Source organism: Phyllobacterium zundukense, assembly GCF_025452195.1.
Classification (GTDB): Bacteria; Pseudomonadota; Alphaproteobacteria; order Rhizobiales; family Rhizobiaceae; genus Phyllobacterium; species Phyllobacterium zundukense_A.
Map to the genome: position 1 here is coordinate 436,480 of NZ_CP104970.1, position 16,436 is coordinate 452,915.

A 16,436-nucleotide genomic window follows, 5' to 3' on the forward strand; every position below is an offset into this window, starting at 1 on the left:
CGGCGGGCTACTCGGCGGCCTGTCGAACCGCACGGCATTTTGCAAAGCCGTCGCTGATGATGTCCCTGGGGAGATCACGGCCGATGAACACCAGCCGGGTAACCCGATCTTCGTTTTCCTTCCATGGGCGCTGGTGATCGCCTTCCAGCAGCATGTGCACCGCCTGGACGACGAAGCGGTCGTCGTCACCGGCAAACGAGATGATCCCCTTCATCCGCAGCATATCCATTCCGAAAGCCTGCACCGTCGTCTGCAGCCAGTTGAGGAACTTGCCCGGATCCATGGGTTCCCGCTCAACCAGCGAGAAGCTGGTGACATGATCGTCATGCTCGTGATCATGCTCCTCGTCGAGGAAGTCGGGCTCGACCTCCAGAATGCGGTCAAGATCGAATGCCTTGCGATCCAGAAGACTGGCGATGTCGATATCGCAACGGATCGATCTGATGATGCTGGCGGTGGGATTGATCCGCCGGATGCGCTGCTCGACCGCAGCGATGTCGTCGTCACTGACGAGATCGGTCTTGTTGAGGATGATCGTATCGGCGAAGGCGAGCTGCTCCTGTGCCTCATGGGCGCGGTCGATCTCGCCGAGAAGATGCTTGGCGTCGACGACGGTGATGATCGAATCCAGCCGGGTCTTCGACCTGACATCCTCGTCGACGAAGAAGGTTTGTGCCACCGGAGCCGGATCAGCGAGACCTGTCGTCTCGATGAGGATGCCGTCGAAGCGGCCGGGGCGGCGCATCAGTCCTTCGATGATGCGGATCAGGTCTCCTCGCACCGTGCAGCAGATGCAGCCATTGTTCATCTCGAACACATCCTCGTCGGACTCGACGATCAGGTCGTTGTCGATCCCGACTTCGCCGAACTCGTTGACGATGACGGCGAATTTCCTGCCGTGCGGCTCAGTCAGAATGCGGTTGAGAAGCGTGGTTTTGCCGGCACCCAGATATCCGGTCAGCACCGTGACGGGGGTGGGTTCGATCTGAGACATGGTGGTCCTCCTGAACGATCGGCGTGAGGCAGCGACTGCCGGCGGTTCGGTTGCTACGAATGTTATTACGTTACGTTTCCGATTGACGAACGTAATAACATTACCTATGCAGTCGCTGTCAATCCCCGAGGACGCGATGAACAACACTTGTCTGGATTTCAGAAACCTTACGCTTGGCTACCAGGGTCACGCGGCCGTTCATCACTTGAGCGGTGACGTCCAACGGGGTTCGCTCACCGCAGTCGTTGGCGCTAACGGGTCCGGCAAATCCACCTTGCTGAAAGGCATAGCCGGAATTCTAAGGCCGATCAACGGTGCTTGCGTTCCAGGTTTTCGGCGTATTGCTTACCTGGCGCAGCAATCCGAACTCGACCGAACTTTCCCGGCGCGCGTGATAAACCTCGTCTCCCTCGGCTATTGGCATAAGCGTGGCTTGCTTGGGCGCCTCACACCAGCCGACAAGATCAGGCTTTCTGCCTGCCTGGACGCGGTTGGGTTGACTGGTTTTGAGAAGCGCCCGCTCGACAGCCTGTCCGGCGGGCAGATGCAGCGCGCGCTCTTTGCGCGCACCATGCTTCAGGATGCCGATCTGATCCGGCTGGATGAGCCGTTCAATGCCGTCGATGCCCGCACCATTGCGGACCTTATTCTAGTCATAAAAGGCTGGGTGTCGGAAGGACGCACCGTTCTGTGCGTGCTCCATGACCACGCGCTGGTGCGCGAACATTTCGCCCAGACCCTGCTGATGGCTCGCAAACCGGTGGCGTGGGGAGCAACCTCCGATGTCATGACCTCTGAGAATTTGAGCATGGCACGCAGCTTTCAGGAGGCCTGGGACGAACAGGCCGGCTGGTGCGAGGAGGATGCAGGCCAGGGAGGCCACACTCACGGCCACGACCATATCACTCACCTCCCACACCATCGCAAGGTTGCCGGCCATGTATGAGGATCTGATCGGCCCATTCCTGCGCTATGGCTTCATGCAGCGCGCGCTGTTCGGATCGCTGGTTCTCTCCGTGAGCTGCGCTCCTGTCGGCGTCTTCTTGATGTTGCGGCGCATGAGCCTCACCGGCGACGCAATGGCGCATGCCATTCTTCCCGGTGCAGCCGTGGGATTTGTGCTGTTCGGGCTTCAGATCGTTCCCATGACGATCGGCGGTCTGATCGTCGGACTGCTGGTGGCGCTCGGCTCAGGCATTGTCTCGCGCTTTCTCTTCGGTCAGTGGATTGCTGCTGTCCTATCACGCGTCTTTGCCGTCCGGTCCCGCCATCATTTTGACGGCGGGCATCATCTACGCCGTGTCCGCCCTGGTCGGCAGGAGAGGGATGCTGCCAAGCGTTCTCATGTCCCGCCGCCACAAAACAGCCTGATCAACCAACGGAGATCTCCATGTTGAACACTCTACGCCTTGCCACCTATGCCAGCCTCATCACGCTTGGCGGCTTTGCCTCCAGCGCGTCTGCTGCCGAGTTGAAGGTGGTCGCCAGCTTCTCGATCATTGCCGACTTCGCCAAGAACGTCGGCGGCGACCGCGTCGAAATCTCGACCCTGGTTCCGGTCGATGGTGACGCGCATGTCTATGAACCCCGCCCCGCAGATGCCGCTGCTCTGGAAGGAGCCGATGTCGTTCTCGTCAATGGCCTTCAGTTCGAAGGCTTCATGTCGCGCTTGATCGAAGCGAGCGGCACGAAAGCCTCGGTGGTCGAGGTGACAAAGGGGATCGAGCCGCTCAAGAGCGCTGAAGAAGAGCATGATCATGAGGCCGAGGAGAGGGCCGAGGCTGGACATGATCACGAAAAAGCGGGCCATGATCATGGGCATGAGGGTCATCATCACGGCGAGTTCGATCCGCATGCCTGGCAGTCGATCCACAATGCCGAAATCTATGTGAAGAATATCGCCGATGCCTTCTGCGAGGCCGACAAGGCCGGTTGCGCTACATACACCGCCAACTCTGAGGCCTATGTTGCCAAGCTCGGCGAACTTGAGACCGAGGTGAAGGCCGCAATCGAAGCCATTCCGACTGAAAAGCGCACGGTGATCACCTCCCATGACGCCTTTGGCTATTTCGAGCACGAATACGGCCTCAAGTTCATCGCGCCTGAGGGCATCTCGACGGAGGCGGAAGCTTCTGCCGCCGACGTGGCAAAGTTGATCGATCAGGTAAAGCACGACAGGGCGTCGGCGATCTTCCTCGAGAACATCACCAATCCGCGGCTCATCGAGCAGATCTCGACGGAAACCGGCATCAAGATCGGCGGTACGCTGTACTCGGATGCCCTGTCCAGGAGCGACGGTCCGGCATCCACCTACATCGACATGTTCCGTTACAATGTCAACACGCTGAAGGCCGCGATCCTCGGAAGCTGATCGCAAGGCTTGCCCGGCATGCGCCGGGCGAGCCTCACCCTGACATTCAACCCAAATGGATCCCCTGCAGCATGATTGGCGGCCTGTTCAAGCGGTGGCGCGACGCACCCGGTGCCATGGAGGATGACGTGAAACGGCTCTACGATTCCGTGCCGGTCACGCTCCTGACCGGCTTTCTTGGCGCGGGCAAGACAACGCTGCTGAATGACCTCCTGGCCGATCCGGCCATGCAGGGGACCGCCGTCATCGTCAACGAGTTCGGAACTGTTCCGATCGATCACGATCTCGTCCGTAAGGGCTCCGAAACCTATTTCCGCACGACCAACGGCTGCATCTGCTGCACGGCGACAAGCGATATCAGAAGCTCCCTTTCGGAGCTTCACGAGGCGCGGCTTCGTGGCGACATACCGCCTGTCTCACGGGTCGTGATCGAGACCACTGGACTGGCAGATCCCACTCCCATCATCAACAGCATTATTCCCGGCGGGTCACCTGCCATGGGGCTGAGAGATCACGTGGTCGCGCGGCACTTCCATCTCGCCCGCGTCGTAACAACTTTCGATGTGTTGGGCGGCCGCGCAACCCTCAATAGCTTCATGGAAGGCTGGAAACAGCTCGCCTTTGCCGATCATGTGGTCCTGACCAAGACAGATATCGCAGTTGCGGCTCACGACTGGCCAAATGAGCTGAGGGCTCTCAATCCTGCGGCAGTCTACCATGATCGCCATCGACAGGATTTCAATCTGTCCGGGCTATTCGGTGACGGCGCTTACTCCGTCACGGGCAAGATGGAGGACGTACCTGGCTGGCTGGCCATGGAGAGGCTCGGAGCTCACGGCGACCACGCCCACGACCCCAACCGGCATGGGGATGAGATCGAGGCGATCAGCCTGAGCCACGATGTTCCACTCTCGCCCCAGGCCGTCGAGACCTTCCTGCATATCGTGACGACAAACATCGGCTCCGGTCTTCTGCGCCTGAAGGGCCTGTTCGCGCTCACCGACGACCCGGTCCGTCCGCTGGTCGCCCACGCGGTACAGCACCGGCTCTATCCGCTTCAGCGCCTCGAACATTGGCCGGGCAAAGATCACCGCAGCCGGGTAGTCCTCATCGGTCAGGACATGCCGGCCAAACCGATCCGCGATTTGTTCGAAGTGCTGGCTCCGCGCGCGGCGAGAAACAAGCGGGGTGCGGCATGAGCGAGGCCTTCGTAAATCCCTTGGCACGGAATGGACCGTCGGTCATCAACAGCGCTCGCGCGATCAAATCCTGGACACGCAAGCTGCTCTCGCTACCGGATGAAGCTGTTGTTTCGGTAAGCGAGCTTGCCTGCCACGTGCCGGGCTGCCCTCCCAGAGAGACTGTGGTTCTGGTGATGCAGGGCACAGAGACGGTCCAGGTCTCGGTTCACCAGCCAATGAAGGACGTGACGGAGGACGACGTAGTCCAGGCGTTTTCCGCTGCCTCCAATCCCGACTGATTTTTGCACCAATATCAAATTGAAACGGAGAAAATTCCATGCGCGTTGCGAAAGCGCTTTTCCTCACACTCCTGCTCGGCGCCTTGATGCCGGCAACTTATGCTCAGGCCGAAGCGCTCAAGGTTGCTGGCCCTTGGGAGATCACCGGTATCGAACCGGCGCAGACCGGCTATGTCTTCAGCCGTCTCCAGGTTGCCGAGACGCTCGTCACCACTGACAAGGAGGGCGCGCTTATTGCGGGTCTTGCCGAAAGCTGGACGGTCTCGCAGGACGGGCTCGTCTGGACGTTCAAGCTGCGTGGCAACGCCGCCTTCCATGACGGAACGGCGGTAACAGCCAAGGCGACGGTTGCCAGCCTTCAACGGGCATTGGCAGGCGTCGGCGTTCTGTCCCAGGCTCCCATCGCCGATATTGCAAGCGAGGGGGCCGATGTCCGCATTCGCTTGACAAAACCGTTCTCCGCTCTTCCTGCCTATTTGGTACATTTCAGCACGATTATCCTGGCGCCGTCCTCATTCGATGCAGCGGGCAAGATCACACAGATCGTCGGCACAGGCCCTTACAAGGTTAAGACCCTCACGCCACCGGCGCGGCTTGAACTGGGAGGTTCCGGCGCGTGGTGGGGCGGCAAGCCCGCCATCCAGGACGTGAGCTACCTTGCCGTGGGGCAGGGGGAAACCCGAGCGTTGATGGCCGAGAGCGGCGAGGCCGACCTCGTCTTTTCGATGCTTCCGGTTTCCGTGGACCGGCTGAAGGCCAATCCGAAGCTGAACGTTCAGATAGCGACCATCCCACGCACCCGCCTCCTGAAGGTCAACGCGGCATCGCCCTTCTTCGATCAGGTCGAGGAGCGGCAGGCGATCAGTGCTGCCATCGACCGCGTCGGCACCACCAAAGTCATCCTGCGCAACGCCGATCTTGCCGCAACGCAACTCTTCCCACCCGCCATGAAGGGTTGGAATTCTCCTGATGTTCGGCCTCTCGTGAGAGATGTCGAGAAGGCAAAGGAGCTTTTGGCAAAAGCAGGCTGGGTGCCGGCAAGCGACGGCATTCTGGAGAAAGACGGCAAGCGCTTCAGCGTAACCATGCTTACCTATTCCAGCTGGCCGGAGCTTCCCCCGATTGCCACCGCACTTCAGGCCCAACTGCGGCAGGTCGGCATCGACGTCAAGGTTTCCGTCGGCAACAGCTCCGAAATCCCCGCTCGTCATCAGGACGGGACGTTGGAGATGGGACTGGTGTCGCGTCTTTACTCAATCGTCCCGGATCCCGTCGGCACGCTGCTCCAGGACTACGGCCCGGGCGGAAGCGACTGGGGCTCGATGGGCTGGGACAACAAGGAGATCCAGGGCATCGTCGAAAAGCTTGCGGCGACAAGTGATGTCACCGCCCGCGCGCCGCTCCAGGCCCGCGCCGTGGAAATCCTGCAAGAGGAGCTGCCGAGCATCCCGGTGACCTGGTCGGAGCTGGCTATCGTTTCCAGCAAGCGCATTTCCGGCGTCGAGGTTGATCCGCTTGAGGTCAACTACGGCCTTTCAGCCATCCACTGGGCAGAATGAGGGAAAGGCCTATGCGAAACTTCCTTCTTGCACGCCTGCTGCAGGCTGGCATTGTCGCCATCGTGGTCGGAGCCCTTTGCTTCGTCCTCATGCGCGTGTTGCCCGGCGATGCCGCCATGCGCATCGCGGCTGGCCGCTATGGACCGGATGCCCGCATTGCCGAGGCAGCCGAAAAAGTCCGGCTCGAATTGGGGCTCGATCGGCCGATTGCGACCCAGTTCCTCGAATGGCTTGGCAATCTGCTCCGCCTGGATTTTGGCCATTCTCTGGTCACGGGCGGCACTGTCGTGCATGAGTTGCAGGTGCAACTCGGCGCGTCCGTGTGGCTGGCTGCGGCCGCCCTTCTGTTGTCTCTCGTGATCGGGCCGATCATCGGCCTCTTCTCCGGCTTGAGGCCGGGAGGAGTTGCAGACCGTATGGGCCTCATAGGCGCCGTGACTTTCCGCGCCATTCCACCATTCGTGCTGGGCTTGATCCTGATGCTGGTATTTTCCAAGCAACTCGGCTGGCTGCCGCCCGCAGGCTTCGGCTCACCGCGCGAAATCCTGCTGCCGGCGCTCACACTTGCACTCGGGCTTGCGGCCATGTCGAGCCGCGTCACGCGCAACGCCGTCGCTGCGGTCGCGCGGGCGCCTTACTTTGCCTTCGCCCGCTATAAGGGACTGCCCGAGGCTGTCGTGGTGCGTCGGCATGGATTGCGCAACGCAGCCATCCCCGTCATCTCCTATCTCGGATTGCAGGCGATCTACCTGATCGAGGGGGTCGTGGTGGTCGAGTCCCTGTTTGCCTATCCGGGGATCGGCCACGCCCTGGTGCATGCGATCGTCGAACGAGACATCCCCATGGTGCAGGGAACAGCGCTGGTCATGGGGCTGATGTTTGTCGCCATCAGCGCCTTCGTCGATCTTCTTTCGCTTTGGCTCGATCCGCGCCAGAGGAGACCAGCATGAGTCTATTGAACGACGTATCGTCCCCAAGGTTCAAGACCGGACCGGGAGCGGCGCGGTTGACCGGCGCCGGCCTCCTGATCCTGCTCGGCGCGTTTGCCCTTATCGGCCCGGCGGTCATCCCCGTGGACCCGTCGGCGCAGGACTTCGGCGCCAGCCTTGCTCCGATCGGCGGCGACTACGTGCTAGGCGCCGACCACTATGGGCGCAGCCTGCTGGCACGACTTGCCCACGGCGCACGCCTCTCCTTTGGCATGGCCTTCCTCACCATGCTGGCGGCAGCCATACCCGGCGTTCTGCTGGGCCTGCTCGCGGCCAGGAAGGGCGGTTGGGCAGAAAGGGGTCTTGAACTTGTGGCGACCGTGGTTCTGGCACTGCCGGGATTGATGCTGGTGCTGCTCCTCCTGGCCTTCTCACCCGGCAATTATGGCCCGCTCTTCCTCGGACTGGCATTGACGCTCTGGGTGGAATTCTACCGAGTGACGAAGGCAACCACGAAGACTGTGCTGGCCCAGCCGCATATCGAGGCGGCCCGCATGCTGGGTTTCGGATCGAGTTACATCCTGACGCGCTACGTCCTGCCGGTGATCGCGCCGATGATCGCGACACTTGCGGCCTTTGCGATGGCCAGCGCCATCATTGCGGTGTCGACCCTGAGCGCGATCAGCGTAGGCTTACAGCCTCCCACGCCAGAGCTTGGCAGCATGATCGTTGAACTCTTGCCTTATTACAGCGAGGCGCCGGTGCATGTGCTGCTTCCCGCCGGGCTCATCTTCCTGCTTGTTCTCGGCCTGCAACTTCTCGCTCAGGGGGAGCGCGCATGAACATCCAGGTAACCTCCGATCTTTCCGTCTCTGACTTGTCGATCCATTCGGCCGGAGGTCGCATCGTCTCGGACATATCCCTGGCATTGGGAAGGGGGCAGCCCCTGACGTTGCTCGGCGAAAGCGGCTCAGGCAAATCGCTGGTCGCGCAAGCGATCATGGGCAATTTGCCGCCGGAACTGCATGCGACGGGACACGTGATGTTCAAGGGAGCGGACCTTCTCGATGAGTCTCCAACTGACCCACGTCGTCGCTGGGGCAGAAGCATTGGCCTCTTGCCGCAGGAGCCTTGGCTGGCGCTCGATCCGACGATGCCCGTCCTGCCACAGGTCACGGAAATCCATCGCTACGTGAAGGGCAGGGCTGCTGCCGAAAGCGCGACTGCGGCGAAACGAAACCTGTCAGAGGTCTCTTTATCATCCGCGGAGGCCCTTTATCCCTTCCAGATCTCCGGCGGCATGGGCCAGCGAGCGGCGATTGCCATGGCACACGCCGCCGACAGCGAACTCCTGATCGCCGACGAGCCGACCAAAGGCCTGGACACGATGCTCAGGGACTCGGTGGTCGCTCGCCTGAGAGAGGAAGTGGACAGTGGGCGTCTGCTGCTAACCATCACCCACGATGTTGCGGTCGCCAGAGCCCTTGGCGGAACGATAGGCGTCATGCTGGATGGCCGCCTTGTTGAATACGGTCCCGCCGAAAAGCTGTTCGAGGCGCCCGAACATGCTTACACCAAAGCCCTTCTTTCGTCCGAGCCTTCGCAGTGGGAGCGACGCGCGCCGGCTGCATCCGGGGGACTGGTCATTGCCGGGCGAGGGCTCAAAAAAAGCTATGGCGGTAACCCCCTTTTCTCCGACCTGGATATCGAAGTTTCTGCGGGCGAGATCGTCTCGGTCTTGGGGCCGAGCGGTTGCGGCAAGACCACTATTGGCAATATCCTTTTGGGCCTGACGTCGCCCGATGCTGGCGTGGTCGAGCGCACGGCCGGGCTGTCGTCGCTGCGTTTTCAGAAACTCTATCAGGACCCGCCCGCGGCCTTCGCACCCCATCAGACGATCCGCAAGGCATTGAAGGATCTGGCTCGTCTCCATGGCAAGCACTGGAAAGTCATCGAGGAACTACAGGACCGCCTGCGCTTACCGGCGAGCCTGCTCGATCGCCTGCCAGGCCAGATTTCGGGCGGCGAATTGCAGCGGTTCGCGCTGCTGCGCGCCCTGCTGCTCGAACCTGCGTTTCTCTTTGCAGATGAGGCGACGTCCCGGCTTGACCCCGTCAGCCAGATGGAGGTTGTCACGTTCTTAATGGAGATCGTCCGGGAAACTGGTCTTGCTGTCCTAATGGTTACTCACGACCTTCACATGGCTGAAAGGATTTCAACGCGCGTAGTGACGCTGGAAACGGGAGCGGCGCATGCGGCAATGCGGTAAATCCGGGAGTTATGGTGAGCCTCCGCCATGGAGATAGGGGGCAGTGGTTCGAACTCGCTGAAGGCCGTCGATGATTGTTACGCTGCGATTTTCGGAACGCGCCGCTCGACCAATCGCAGGAATCGTTGGTTGCGTGCCCTCGCAACCAACAGGGATGTTTGCATTTGCCTTACCTCGTTTGCTCGCCGATGGTTTTGGCAACAGTCCGTTCCTTTGTCTGGCGTACCGCGGCACCGACGCCCAGAAGCCCGAGAACCTTGTCCCGCAGGCGGATGAACTCCGGGGTGGACCGGTCTTGACGTGCTTGCTCGGGAATAGAGAGGATGGTGGCGATGCGGCCGGGGTGAGGCTGCATGACGACGATCCGATGTCCGAGATGAACCGCCTCGTCGACGTCATGGGTGACTAGTAGAGCCGTCGTCCCCTCATGTTGAACGATCCGTTTAAGTTCGTCCTGCAACCTGAGACGCGTTAGCGCATCCAATGCACCGAGCGGCTCATCAAGAAGCAGGAACCGCGGCCGGTTGACGAGCGCCCGGGCGATGGCAACGCGCTGCGCCATTCCACCCGAGAGCTGTGCCGGGTAGGCTTTCGTAAACTGTGTCAGACCAACGAGCTCGATATGCTCGCGCACCGTCTCCTTCTTTGCGGTCCGTGATAAAGGGCTGCGTCGCAACGCAGCCGCGACATTTCCCTCGACCGTGAGCCAGGGCAATAGTCTGTGATCCTGAAAAACGATCGAACGATCGAGACCTGGCCGATGGACCCGCGTGCCGTCGACGAGGATATCCCCGCTATAGTCGAGATCGAGGCCTAGAATAAGCCGCAACAAAGTGGACTTCCCGCAGCCTGACGCGCCCACGATGGTGACGAACTCTCCGGTCTTGACGGAAAGATCGACACCGGCAAGCACCTTCAGCTCTCGCCCGGCCACATTGAAGCTCTTGTCGAGATGACGGATTTCAAGTGACGGCGCGACATTAACCTGAAAAGCGGGCGATGGGGATATCTGGTTCATCTCGTTCTTCTCCTGAGAAGCCATGTTTCCAGCCAGAGGGCTGAGGTATTGTAGAAGAGGCCGATCACGGCCAGGATGATGATGCCGAGAAAGAGTAGATCCATCTCAAACAGCTGGCTCCCCTCGTTAAGCCTGCCGCCGATTCCCGGCGTCACATTGAGGAAAAGCTCCGAGCCAATTGTCGCCAGCCAGGCATAGATCAGAGCGCCATACAGGCCCGTGAATATGGAGGGGAGTGCACCAGGCAGAGCAACGAGACGCGCAAAGTCGATCCGGCTGAAGATCAACACTTCCGACAGCTCCCGGTAGGCTGGAGGCAGCCCTCTCACGCCCTGCCACGTATTGATGACCACCGGTTGAAATGCGGCGACGGCGATGAAGGCGATCTTCCCGGCATCCGCGCCACCAAACCAAACTGACAAGAGCGGTACCCAGGCGAAAAGCGCGATCTGACGAAAGGCCAGCAGGCTAGGGCCGATAATCCGCTCCGCTGTGCGCGAGAAGCCAAGTGCCAGGCCGAGCAACAGGCCGGCGGATGCGCCAATCGCAAAGCCGGTGATATTTCGCCTAAGGCTCTCACTGATATCGAAGGCCAGCGTGCCGGTGGTGAATTCCGTTCTGGCGCGAGCAACCACTGCTGCTGGCGAAGGAACGAAACGGGGATCCACCCATGCAAACCGCGTTGCCGCCAGCCAAAGAAGGAAGATAGCTCCGAAAGCCAGAAAAGGGCGCCAATGCCGCGCTACGCTACGAAGCAAATGGAAAGGCGAGGTGTCAGCGGCCATGGGCGTCCTCCGTCTTCCAAGGCTGGACGAAGCGTTCCAGATATTGGAGTGTCGTGTTAAGCAACAAGCCGATCGCCGCGATAACCAGCATGGCGACGATAACGAGTTCCAGCTGGAAGAGCTGGCGGCCCCAGGTCATCAAGTAGCCAAGACCTTCGAACGACGCGAACAATTCGACAATCACCAGGTTCTGCCAGGCGGCCGCCAATCCCTCGCGAAGGCCGGTGAAAAGAGATGGCAGTGCGGCTGGCAGGACAATCGTCGACACACGCTGCAGCGGGGTGAAATCGAGGACGCGTCCGAGTTCCACGAGTTTTGGGGAGACGTCGGCAATGCTGCGTGTGGTCGCCAATATCACCGGTATCGTTGTCGACCACGCGATACTGACATATTTGAGCTCCTCATCGATGCCAACATACAGGACGAGAAGTGGCAGCCAAGCCAGCATGTTCACTTGGGCAATGGCCGTGAAGACCGGACAGATGAACGCTCTAACGCGGGGCAGGAGACCGAGAGCCGCTCCGGCAACGAGACCCAGCGTCGCTCCAATTGCGAAACCGATGGCAACGCGCCGCAGGCTTTGAAGGGTGTGTTCGGCAAGTGACCCGTCGCGCGACAGTTCCACGACCGTTGTCCAGACCACGTCAGGAGCGGGCAAGATCTGTTCCGGCAGCCAGCCGAAGCGCGATGAAAACCCCCATGCCAGCAACAGCGCTAACGGTAGTGAAATCCCGTAGGTGATGTCGGCCAAAGCCGGCAATAACCTGGTGAATTGTCGCTCTGCAGGCGGATCGGCCGAAACAGTCAAGGTCATCGTTTGTCCTCTTGGGAAGGAGCCACCCGCGCCGTTTGCGCGGGCTCGGCCCCGCGGCATTCAGTTCGTCTGCTTCTTGTCGAGGTCACCCGGCTTGGCGATCTCGCCGTTGGCCGTGTAGCTTGACCAGTAATTCTCCAGCTTCAGTTCCTTGAGCGCTTGCTGCAGATATTTCGGCTCCAACCAGGCGTCGACATCGACATCGCCCTTAATCAAGCCGTAGGTTTTTGCCCGCGTGACCTGGTCCTTGTAGCGGGCGACGACGAAATCATCGATGAGGGGATTGAGCCGGTTCGCAAGAGTGTCACCTTCAATGTCCGCTTCGAAGGCATCTTTCGGGAAGCCGGAAAGCGCCCAACCATCGAAGACCTCGTCCTTGTTGGCTGGATCGGAGGCAAAGGCCGCTGCTTTCACAAAGGTGGTGACCACCCGCTGCGTAATATCAGGATGGGCTTGTTCGAAGGCGGTCGTGACGAGATAGGACGTGTTCCGGCCGAGCGTCCGATCGTCGCCCTTGGTGGTGTAGACGATCTTCACGATCCCTTTCTTCGCCAGCGCCAGATACTCCGGGCCGCCAAACACGGCGTCAACATTGCCAGACGTGAGTGCCGGTACGGCAGCATTGGTGTCGAGATTGATAAAGCGGACGTCCTTTTCCGTGAGGCCGTGGGTGGACAATACGTGGTCCGTGGCCAGCTGCAGATTGGTTCCCTTGAAGAGCGCGACCTTCTTGCCCTTCACGTCGTCGATGGATTTGATATCGCTGTTGGCCGGCACGGCGAGATAGATCGGCTCATGCCGGCTGGTGGCGAAAAGGAACCTGTGCTCAAGCCCGCGCGACCTGCCGACGATCGCCGGCAGGTCGCCGAGCAGGAAGAAATCGAGCTGCTTTGCCGCAACGGATTCGTTGAGCGCAGGACCAGCGCCACGAAAGAAGGTCCACTCGACCTTGATGTCCTTGTCGGAGGCGAATTCCTTTTCTATGAGCTCTCGGGCCCGCGCATAGGAAGTCGCATCCCCGTACGAATATTGCTTGTTGTCAAGGCCAATACCGGGATGGCCGAAGCGGATGGTCAATTCCTCTGCTGAGGCAGAGCTAAGCGCGGTGATAAGTGCGGCAAGCGCCGCGAAGATACGAAGTTTCATGATCTTTCCCCCTTTGAACGCGGTCAGGCTGCTTTCGCCGCCGGCTTGGCTGCCTTGACATGGGTTACGCTGCGGCGACCGTCGACGCTGACAGGAACGTCACCGTCAACCGTGGCACGGCGCACGACCCGGTGCTGGTCGCCATAGTCGTTGACCGCATAATGCTGGGTGGCGCGGTTGTCCCAGATAGCGACATCACCAGCTTGCCAGCGCCACCGCACGGTATTTTCCGGAGCAGTGATATAGGACTGGAACACCTCGTAGAGTTTTGCGGAATCGCTCTTGGACAGGCCGACGAGGCGCTGCACGAAATTGCCCAGCAGCAGGGACCTTTCCCCGGTTTCTGGATGGACGCGCACGACCGGATGCTCGGTTTCGTAGATTGTCGATGTGAAGACTTCCTCGTAATGCTTCTTCTCTTCGGCGGTGGCACGCGGGCGCACGGCCGCGTAGTCGTAGGCGTTGCTGTGAATGGCCCATAGATTGTCAGCCAATAGTTTGAGCGGCGCCGGCAGGCTTTCGTATGCGGCGTGGGTATTGGACCAAAGCGTATCGCCCCCAGCTGCCGGAATGACCACGCCGCGAAGGACCGAGAATTTCGGATAGGCATCCACGAAGGTCACGTCGGTATGCCACTGGTCTGCCCTGCCGCCGCCCCGACTGGAATCGAGATTGAGGATTGAGGCCGTGCCTGCCACAGGTCCTTGTGTAGGGTGAGGTACAAGGTCACCCAGACGCCGCGCGAACAATTCCTGCTCCGCGTCGTCGAGATGCTCCTGGCCGCGGAAGAAAATCACCTTGTGATTTAAAAGAAGCCGGTTGATGGCTGCTATCGTTGCATCCGAAAGGTCTGCGCCAAGGCGGACAACTCTGATTTCGGCTCCGACACGGCCGGTCAGCGGTACAACGTCGGACTGAGGAATGGTCTGATTAACAAGGACTGGGTTGCTCATGGGAATCTCCTGGTTGATCTTGGAAGAAGACAGCAAGTCACATCCGGCCAGCGAGACGTCCGCTGGGCGTTGAGTAAATCTCATTGTTATGTCGACAGAACTATCGAATAGCATAATCGACTAAATCTATAGAGATAATATTCTAAATTTACCTGACCCCGCGAAACAGCATCTCCGTTACTGCGGTCTCGGTGGCGAATTCTCTATAGCCGATAGCGCTGGCTCGCTGATTGGTGGAGGAGATCACGAAAGGGGGTAAGGGCGCTCGAGGCGATGACACGTCAAGTATCATCACCCCGTCATTGTCGTGGACATGATTAAAGAAGCAATCCACGAGACAGACTGATGTTCAATTCTGCAGGAGATTCGAAAAGCATCAGCAACGGACGCCCGCGGATCGGCTAGTGGCATTCTCGGTTGCGGTCATGGCGGCAACTCCGGCGCAAATGGAGCCTCGACTGATGAAATAAACTTTTGACAAATCAATTTTGCGATTGCTGCCAATTGAGCAAAACGTGCGTTCTTGGCACGATCGACGCCAACTTGTGCTCTGGCAAACGCTTGGCTACGTTAAGCAACCAGAAAGCAGGTTTGGAATGACCGAAATCGCATTCGACCATAGTTATAGCCGACTGCCGGACAAGTTCTTCATTCGGACAATGCCTACCCCTGTTGCATCTCCGAGATTGATCAAGCTGAACTTGGACCTCGTCTACCAGCTGGGGCTAGATGATCGGTGGTTGAACAGCGCCGAGGGTATCCACATGCTCGCGGGAAACAATGTCCCGAGGGGCGCTAACCCTATTGCCACCGCATATGCAGGACATCAGTTTGGTTATTTCGTCCCGCGACTGGGCGATGGCCGGGCGATCTTGCTCGGTGAAGTCATTGATCGAGACGGTGTCCGACGTGATATACAGTTAAAGGGGGCGGGACCGACGCCTTTTTCGCGTGGCGGAGATGGACGTTCGGCGCTGGGTCCCGTTCTGCGCGAATATATCTTAAGCGAAGCAATGAATGCCCTGCGGATTCCAACGACCCGCGCGCTCGCTGCCGTACTGACCGGAGAAACTGTTGCGCGTGAGACGTCTCTCCCTGGTGCCGTTCTCACCCGCGTCGCCTCCAGTCATATAAGAATTGGCACGTTTAATTTTTTGCCGCACGGGGTGACACTGAGGGCATCCGTGCTCTCGCAGACCACGTCATTGCCCGCCATTATCCCGAGGCGGCAGCAGGCGAGATGCCCTACCGGTCGCTCCTGGCGGCAGTGATCGAAGCCCAGGCCTCGCTGGTTGCACAGTGGATGTTGGCCGGATTTATCCACGGTGTGATGAATACCGACAACATGTCCATCGCCGGCGAGACTATCGACTATGGTCCATGTGCATTCCTGGACAATTACGATCCGGCGACGGTTTTCAGTTCTATCGATCACGCGGGCCGCTACGCGTATGGCAACCAGGGACCGGTCGCTCTGTGGAACCTGGTGCGTTTGGCAGAGACACTGCTCCCGTTGCTTGCGGACGATCAGGACACGGCAGTGTCCTTGGCCCAAAACGCGCTAGCCACTTTCGACGCCCAATTCGAGACGGTGTTTATCACCGGGATGAGGAGGAAGCTTGGTCTGTTCACCGAAGAAGAAAACGACCTGACACTTATCAAAGAACTGCTCGACACAATGAAGAAGGGCCGAGCGGACTTTACTCTGACGTTCCGATATCTGGGCTACTCTGCCGAGACCATCAACGCCGATGAGAAAGTCCTCAACCTGTTTACAGAACCTGGCGCGTTCAGAAAATGGCTGGCACGCTGGCGGTCCCGGATCTCTCGTGAATCACAAACAGGTTTTGAGCGCCGGACTGCCATGCTCCACGTCAATCCGCTTTTTATCCCCCGGAATCACCGCGTCGAAGCGGTGATAGCGGCAGCGGTCCAGAATAATAATTTCCGCCCGTTTGAAGAATTGCTGGCGGTTCGCGGCAAACCTTTCGAGGACCGGGCGAAATTCGCGCACTATGCAAAGCCACCGGAAATCAACGAGCGCGTGCTCGAAACGTTTTGTGGTACGTGAGGTCTCATATGTTCAAGAGAAATCGAGGCTAGGCGCGGCCGGAAATT

Annotated in this window: 15 protein-coding genes and 2 pseudogenes; 11 read left to right on the forward strand and 6 right to left on the reverse strand. The window is 59.6% G+C overall.

All coding sequences use genetic code 11. From position 1 onward, the window contains the following. Positions 1–7 precede the first annotated feature (7 nt). A complete protein-coding gene (locus N8E88_RS03910; RefSeq protein ID WP_262290749.1) occupies positions 8–994 on the reverse strand; it encodes a CobW family GTP-binding protein in 987 nt (328 codons plus the stop codon). 136 nt (positions 995–1,130) lie between these two features. Between N8E88_RS03910 and aztA the strand changes: the two genes are divergently transcribed. The 10 genes and pseudogenes from aztA (at position 1,131) to N8E88_RS03955 (ending at position 9,602) form a co-directional block, all read left to right on the forward strand. Then, positions 1,131–1,940: a zinc ABC transporter ATP-binding protein AztA gene (gene aztA, locus N8E88_RS03915; RefSeq protein WP_262290750.1), complete on the forward strand. Its 810-nt coding sequence runs from the start codon at positions 1,131–1,133 to the stop codon at positions 1,938–1,940. Then, positions 1,933–2,205 (forward strand): annotated as a pseudogene (locus N8E88_RS31685) (metal ABC transporter permease); the annotation flags it as partial. The gene aztA and the pseudogene N8E88_RS31685, both read left to right, overlap by 8 nt. Positions 2,206–2,245: 40 nt before the next feature. Next, positions 2,246–2,365, forward strand: a complete 120-nt coding sequence (locus N8E88_RS31690; protein WP_410010532.1) for a hypothetical protein — start codon at positions 2,246–2,248, stop codon at positions 2,363–2,365. A 19-nt stretch (positions 2,366–2,384) separates the two neighbouring features. Beyond that, on the forward strand, positions 2,385–3,365 hold the full coding sequence (aztC, locus tag N8E88_RS03925) for a zinc ABC transporter substrate-binding protein AztC (RefSeq protein ID WP_262290751.1): 981 nt from the start codon (positions 2,385–2,387) through the stop codon (positions 3,363–3,365). Between the two features lie 116 nt (positions 3,366–3,481). Then, complete coding sequence (locus tag N8E88_RS03930; RefSeq protein ID WP_262291086.1) at positions 3,482–4,564, forward strand: CobW family GTP-binding protein; 1,083 nt, start codon at positions 3,482–3,484, stop codon at positions 4,562–4,564. Further along, entirely contained in the window at positions 4,561–4,845 is a 285-nt protein-coding gene (locus tag N8E88_RS03935; protein WP_262290752.1) for a hypothetical protein, read from the forward strand. Before N8E88_RS03930 ends, N8E88_RS03935 begins: the two co-directional genes overlap by 4 nt. A gap of 38 nt (positions 4,846–4,883) precedes the next feature. After that, the gene (locus N8E88_RS03940; RefSeq protein ID WP_262290753.1) at positions 4,884–6,404 is read left to right on the forward strand and encodes an ABC transporter substrate-binding protein; all 1,521 of its coding nucleotides are present in this window, start codon (positions 4,884–4,886) and stop codon (positions 6,402–6,404) included. An 11-nt stretch (positions 6,405–6,415) separates the two neighbouring features. Next, positions 6,416–7,354: an ABC transporter permease gene (locus N8E88_RS03945; RefSeq protein ID WP_262290754.1), complete on the forward strand. Its 939-nt coding sequence runs from the start codon at positions 6,416–6,418 to the stop codon at positions 7,352–7,354. After that, positions 7,351–8,175, forward strand: a complete 825-nt coding sequence (locus N8E88_RS03950) for an ABC transporter permease (RefSeq protein ID WP_262290755.1) — start codon at positions 7,351–7,353, stop codon at positions 8,173–8,175. Before N8E88_RS03945 ends, N8E88_RS03950 begins: the two co-directional genes overlap by 4 nt. Continuing rightward, complete coding sequence (locus tag N8E88_RS03955; protein WP_262290756.1) at positions 8,172–9,602, forward strand: ABC transporter ATP-binding protein; 1,431 nt, start codon at positions 8,172–8,174, stop codon at positions 9,600–9,602. Before N8E88_RS03950 ends, N8E88_RS03955 begins: the two co-directional genes overlap by 4 nt. A 169-nt stretch (positions 9,603–9,771) precedes the next feature. Here the strand turns inward: N8E88_RS03955 and N8E88_RS03960 are convergent, their stop codons facing one another. From N8E88_RS03960 to N8E88_RS03980, 5 genes are read right to left on the reverse strand one after another with little or no spacing between them, the layout of a single operon-like run. Beyond that, a complete protein-coding gene (locus N8E88_RS03960; protein ID WP_262290757.1) occupies positions 9,772–10,620 on the reverse strand; it encodes an ABC transporter ATP-binding protein in 849 nt (282 codons plus the stop codon). Beyond that, positions 10,617–11,405, reverse strand: a complete 789-nt coding sequence (locus N8E88_RS03965) for an ABC transporter permease (RefSeq protein WP_262290758.1) — start codon at positions 11,403–11,405, stop codon at positions 10,617–10,619. The genes N8E88_RS03960 and N8E88_RS03965 overlap by 4 nt, the downstream gene beginning before the upstream one ends. Further along, positions 11,395–12,219, reverse strand: coding sequence for an ABC transporter permease (locus N8E88_RS03970; protein ID WP_262290759.1), 825 nt, complete (start codon positions 12,217–12,219; stop codon positions 11,395–11,397). Before N8E88_RS03970 ends, N8E88_RS03965 begins: the two co-directional genes overlap by 11 nt. A gap of 60 nt (positions 12,220–12,279) precedes the next feature. Next, entirely contained in the window at positions 12,280–13,365 is a 1,086-nt protein-coding gene (locus N8E88_RS03975; protein WP_262290760.1) for an ABC transporter substrate-binding protein, read from the reverse strand. A gap of 23 nt (positions 13,366–13,388) precedes the next feature. Beyond that, positions 13,389–14,318 carry a TauD/TfdA dioxygenase family protein gene (locus tag N8E88_RS03980; RefSeq protein WP_262290761.1) on the reverse strand — a complete coding sequence of 310 codons (930 nt, stop codon included), beginning with the start codon at positions 14,316–14,318 and terminating at the stop codon, positions 13,389–13,391. Between the two features lie 596 nt (positions 14,319–14,914). Between N8E88_RS03980 and N8E88_RS03985 the strand changes: the two are divergent. Then, positions 14,915–16,389: pseudogene (locus N8E88_RS03985) on the forward strand (protein adenylyltransferase SelO). Positions 16,390–16,436 lie beyond the last annotated feature (47 nt).

Excerpts from the sequence above, each read along its gene's own strand:
- N8E88_RS03965 (WP_262290758.1), bottom strand. The coding sequence starts at position 11,405 with ATGGCCGCTGACACCTCGCCTTTCCATTTGCTTCGTAGCGTAGCGCGG.
- N8E88_RS03945 (WP_262290754.1), top strand. The coding sequence starts at position 6,416 with ATGCGAAACTTCCTTCTTGCACGCCTGCTGCAGGCTGGCATTGTCGCC.
- N8E88_RS03975 (WP_262290760.1), bottom strand. The coding sequence starts at position 13,365 with ATGAAACTTCGTATCTTCGCGGCGCTTGCCGCACTTATCACCGCGCTT.
- N8E88_RS03935 (WP_262290752.1), top strand. The coding sequence starts at position 4,561 with ATGAGCGAGGCCTTCGTAAATCCCTTGGCACGGAATGGACCGTCGGTC.
- N8E88_RS03970 (WP_262290759.1), bottom strand. The coding sequence starts at position 12,219 with ATGACCTTGACTGTTTCGGCCGATCCGCCTGCAGAGCGACAATTCACC.
- N8E88_RS03930 (WP_262291086.1), top strand. The coding sequence starts at position 3,482 with ATGGAGGATGACGTGAAACGGCTCTACGATTCCGTGCCGGTCACGCTC.
- N8E88_RS03960 (WP_262290757.1), bottom strand. The coding sequence starts at position 10,620 with ATGAACCAGATATCCCCATCGCCCGCTTTTCAGGTTAATGTCGCGCCG.
- aztA (WP_262290750.1), top strand. The coding sequence starts at position 1,131 with ATGAACAACACTTGTCTGGATTTCAGAAACCTTACGCTTGGCTACCAG.
- N8E88_RS03955 (WP_262290756.1), top strand. The coding sequence starts at position 8,172 with ATGAACATCCAGGTAACCTCCGATCTTTCCGTCTCTGACTTGTCGATC.
- aztC (WP_262290751.1), top strand. The coding sequence starts at position 2,385 with ATGTTGAACACTCTACGCCTTGCCACCTATGCCAGCCTCATCACGCTT.
- N8E88_RS03950 (WP_262290755.1), top strand. The coding sequence starts at position 7,351 with ATGAGTCTATTGAACGACGTATCGTCCCCAAGGTTCAAGACCGGACCG.
- N8E88_RS03980 (WP_262290761.1), bottom strand. The coding sequence starts at position 14,318 with ATGAGCAACCCAGTCCTTGTTAATCAGACCATTCCTCAGTCCGACGTT.
- N8E88_RS03940 (WP_262290753.1), top strand. The coding sequence starts at position 4,884 with ATGCGCGTTGCGAAAGCGCTTTTCCTCACACTCCTGCTCGGCGCCTTG.
- N8E88_RS03910 (WP_262290749.1), bottom strand. The coding sequence starts at position 994 with ATGTCTCAGATCGAACCCACCCCCGTCACGGTGCTGACCGGATATCTG.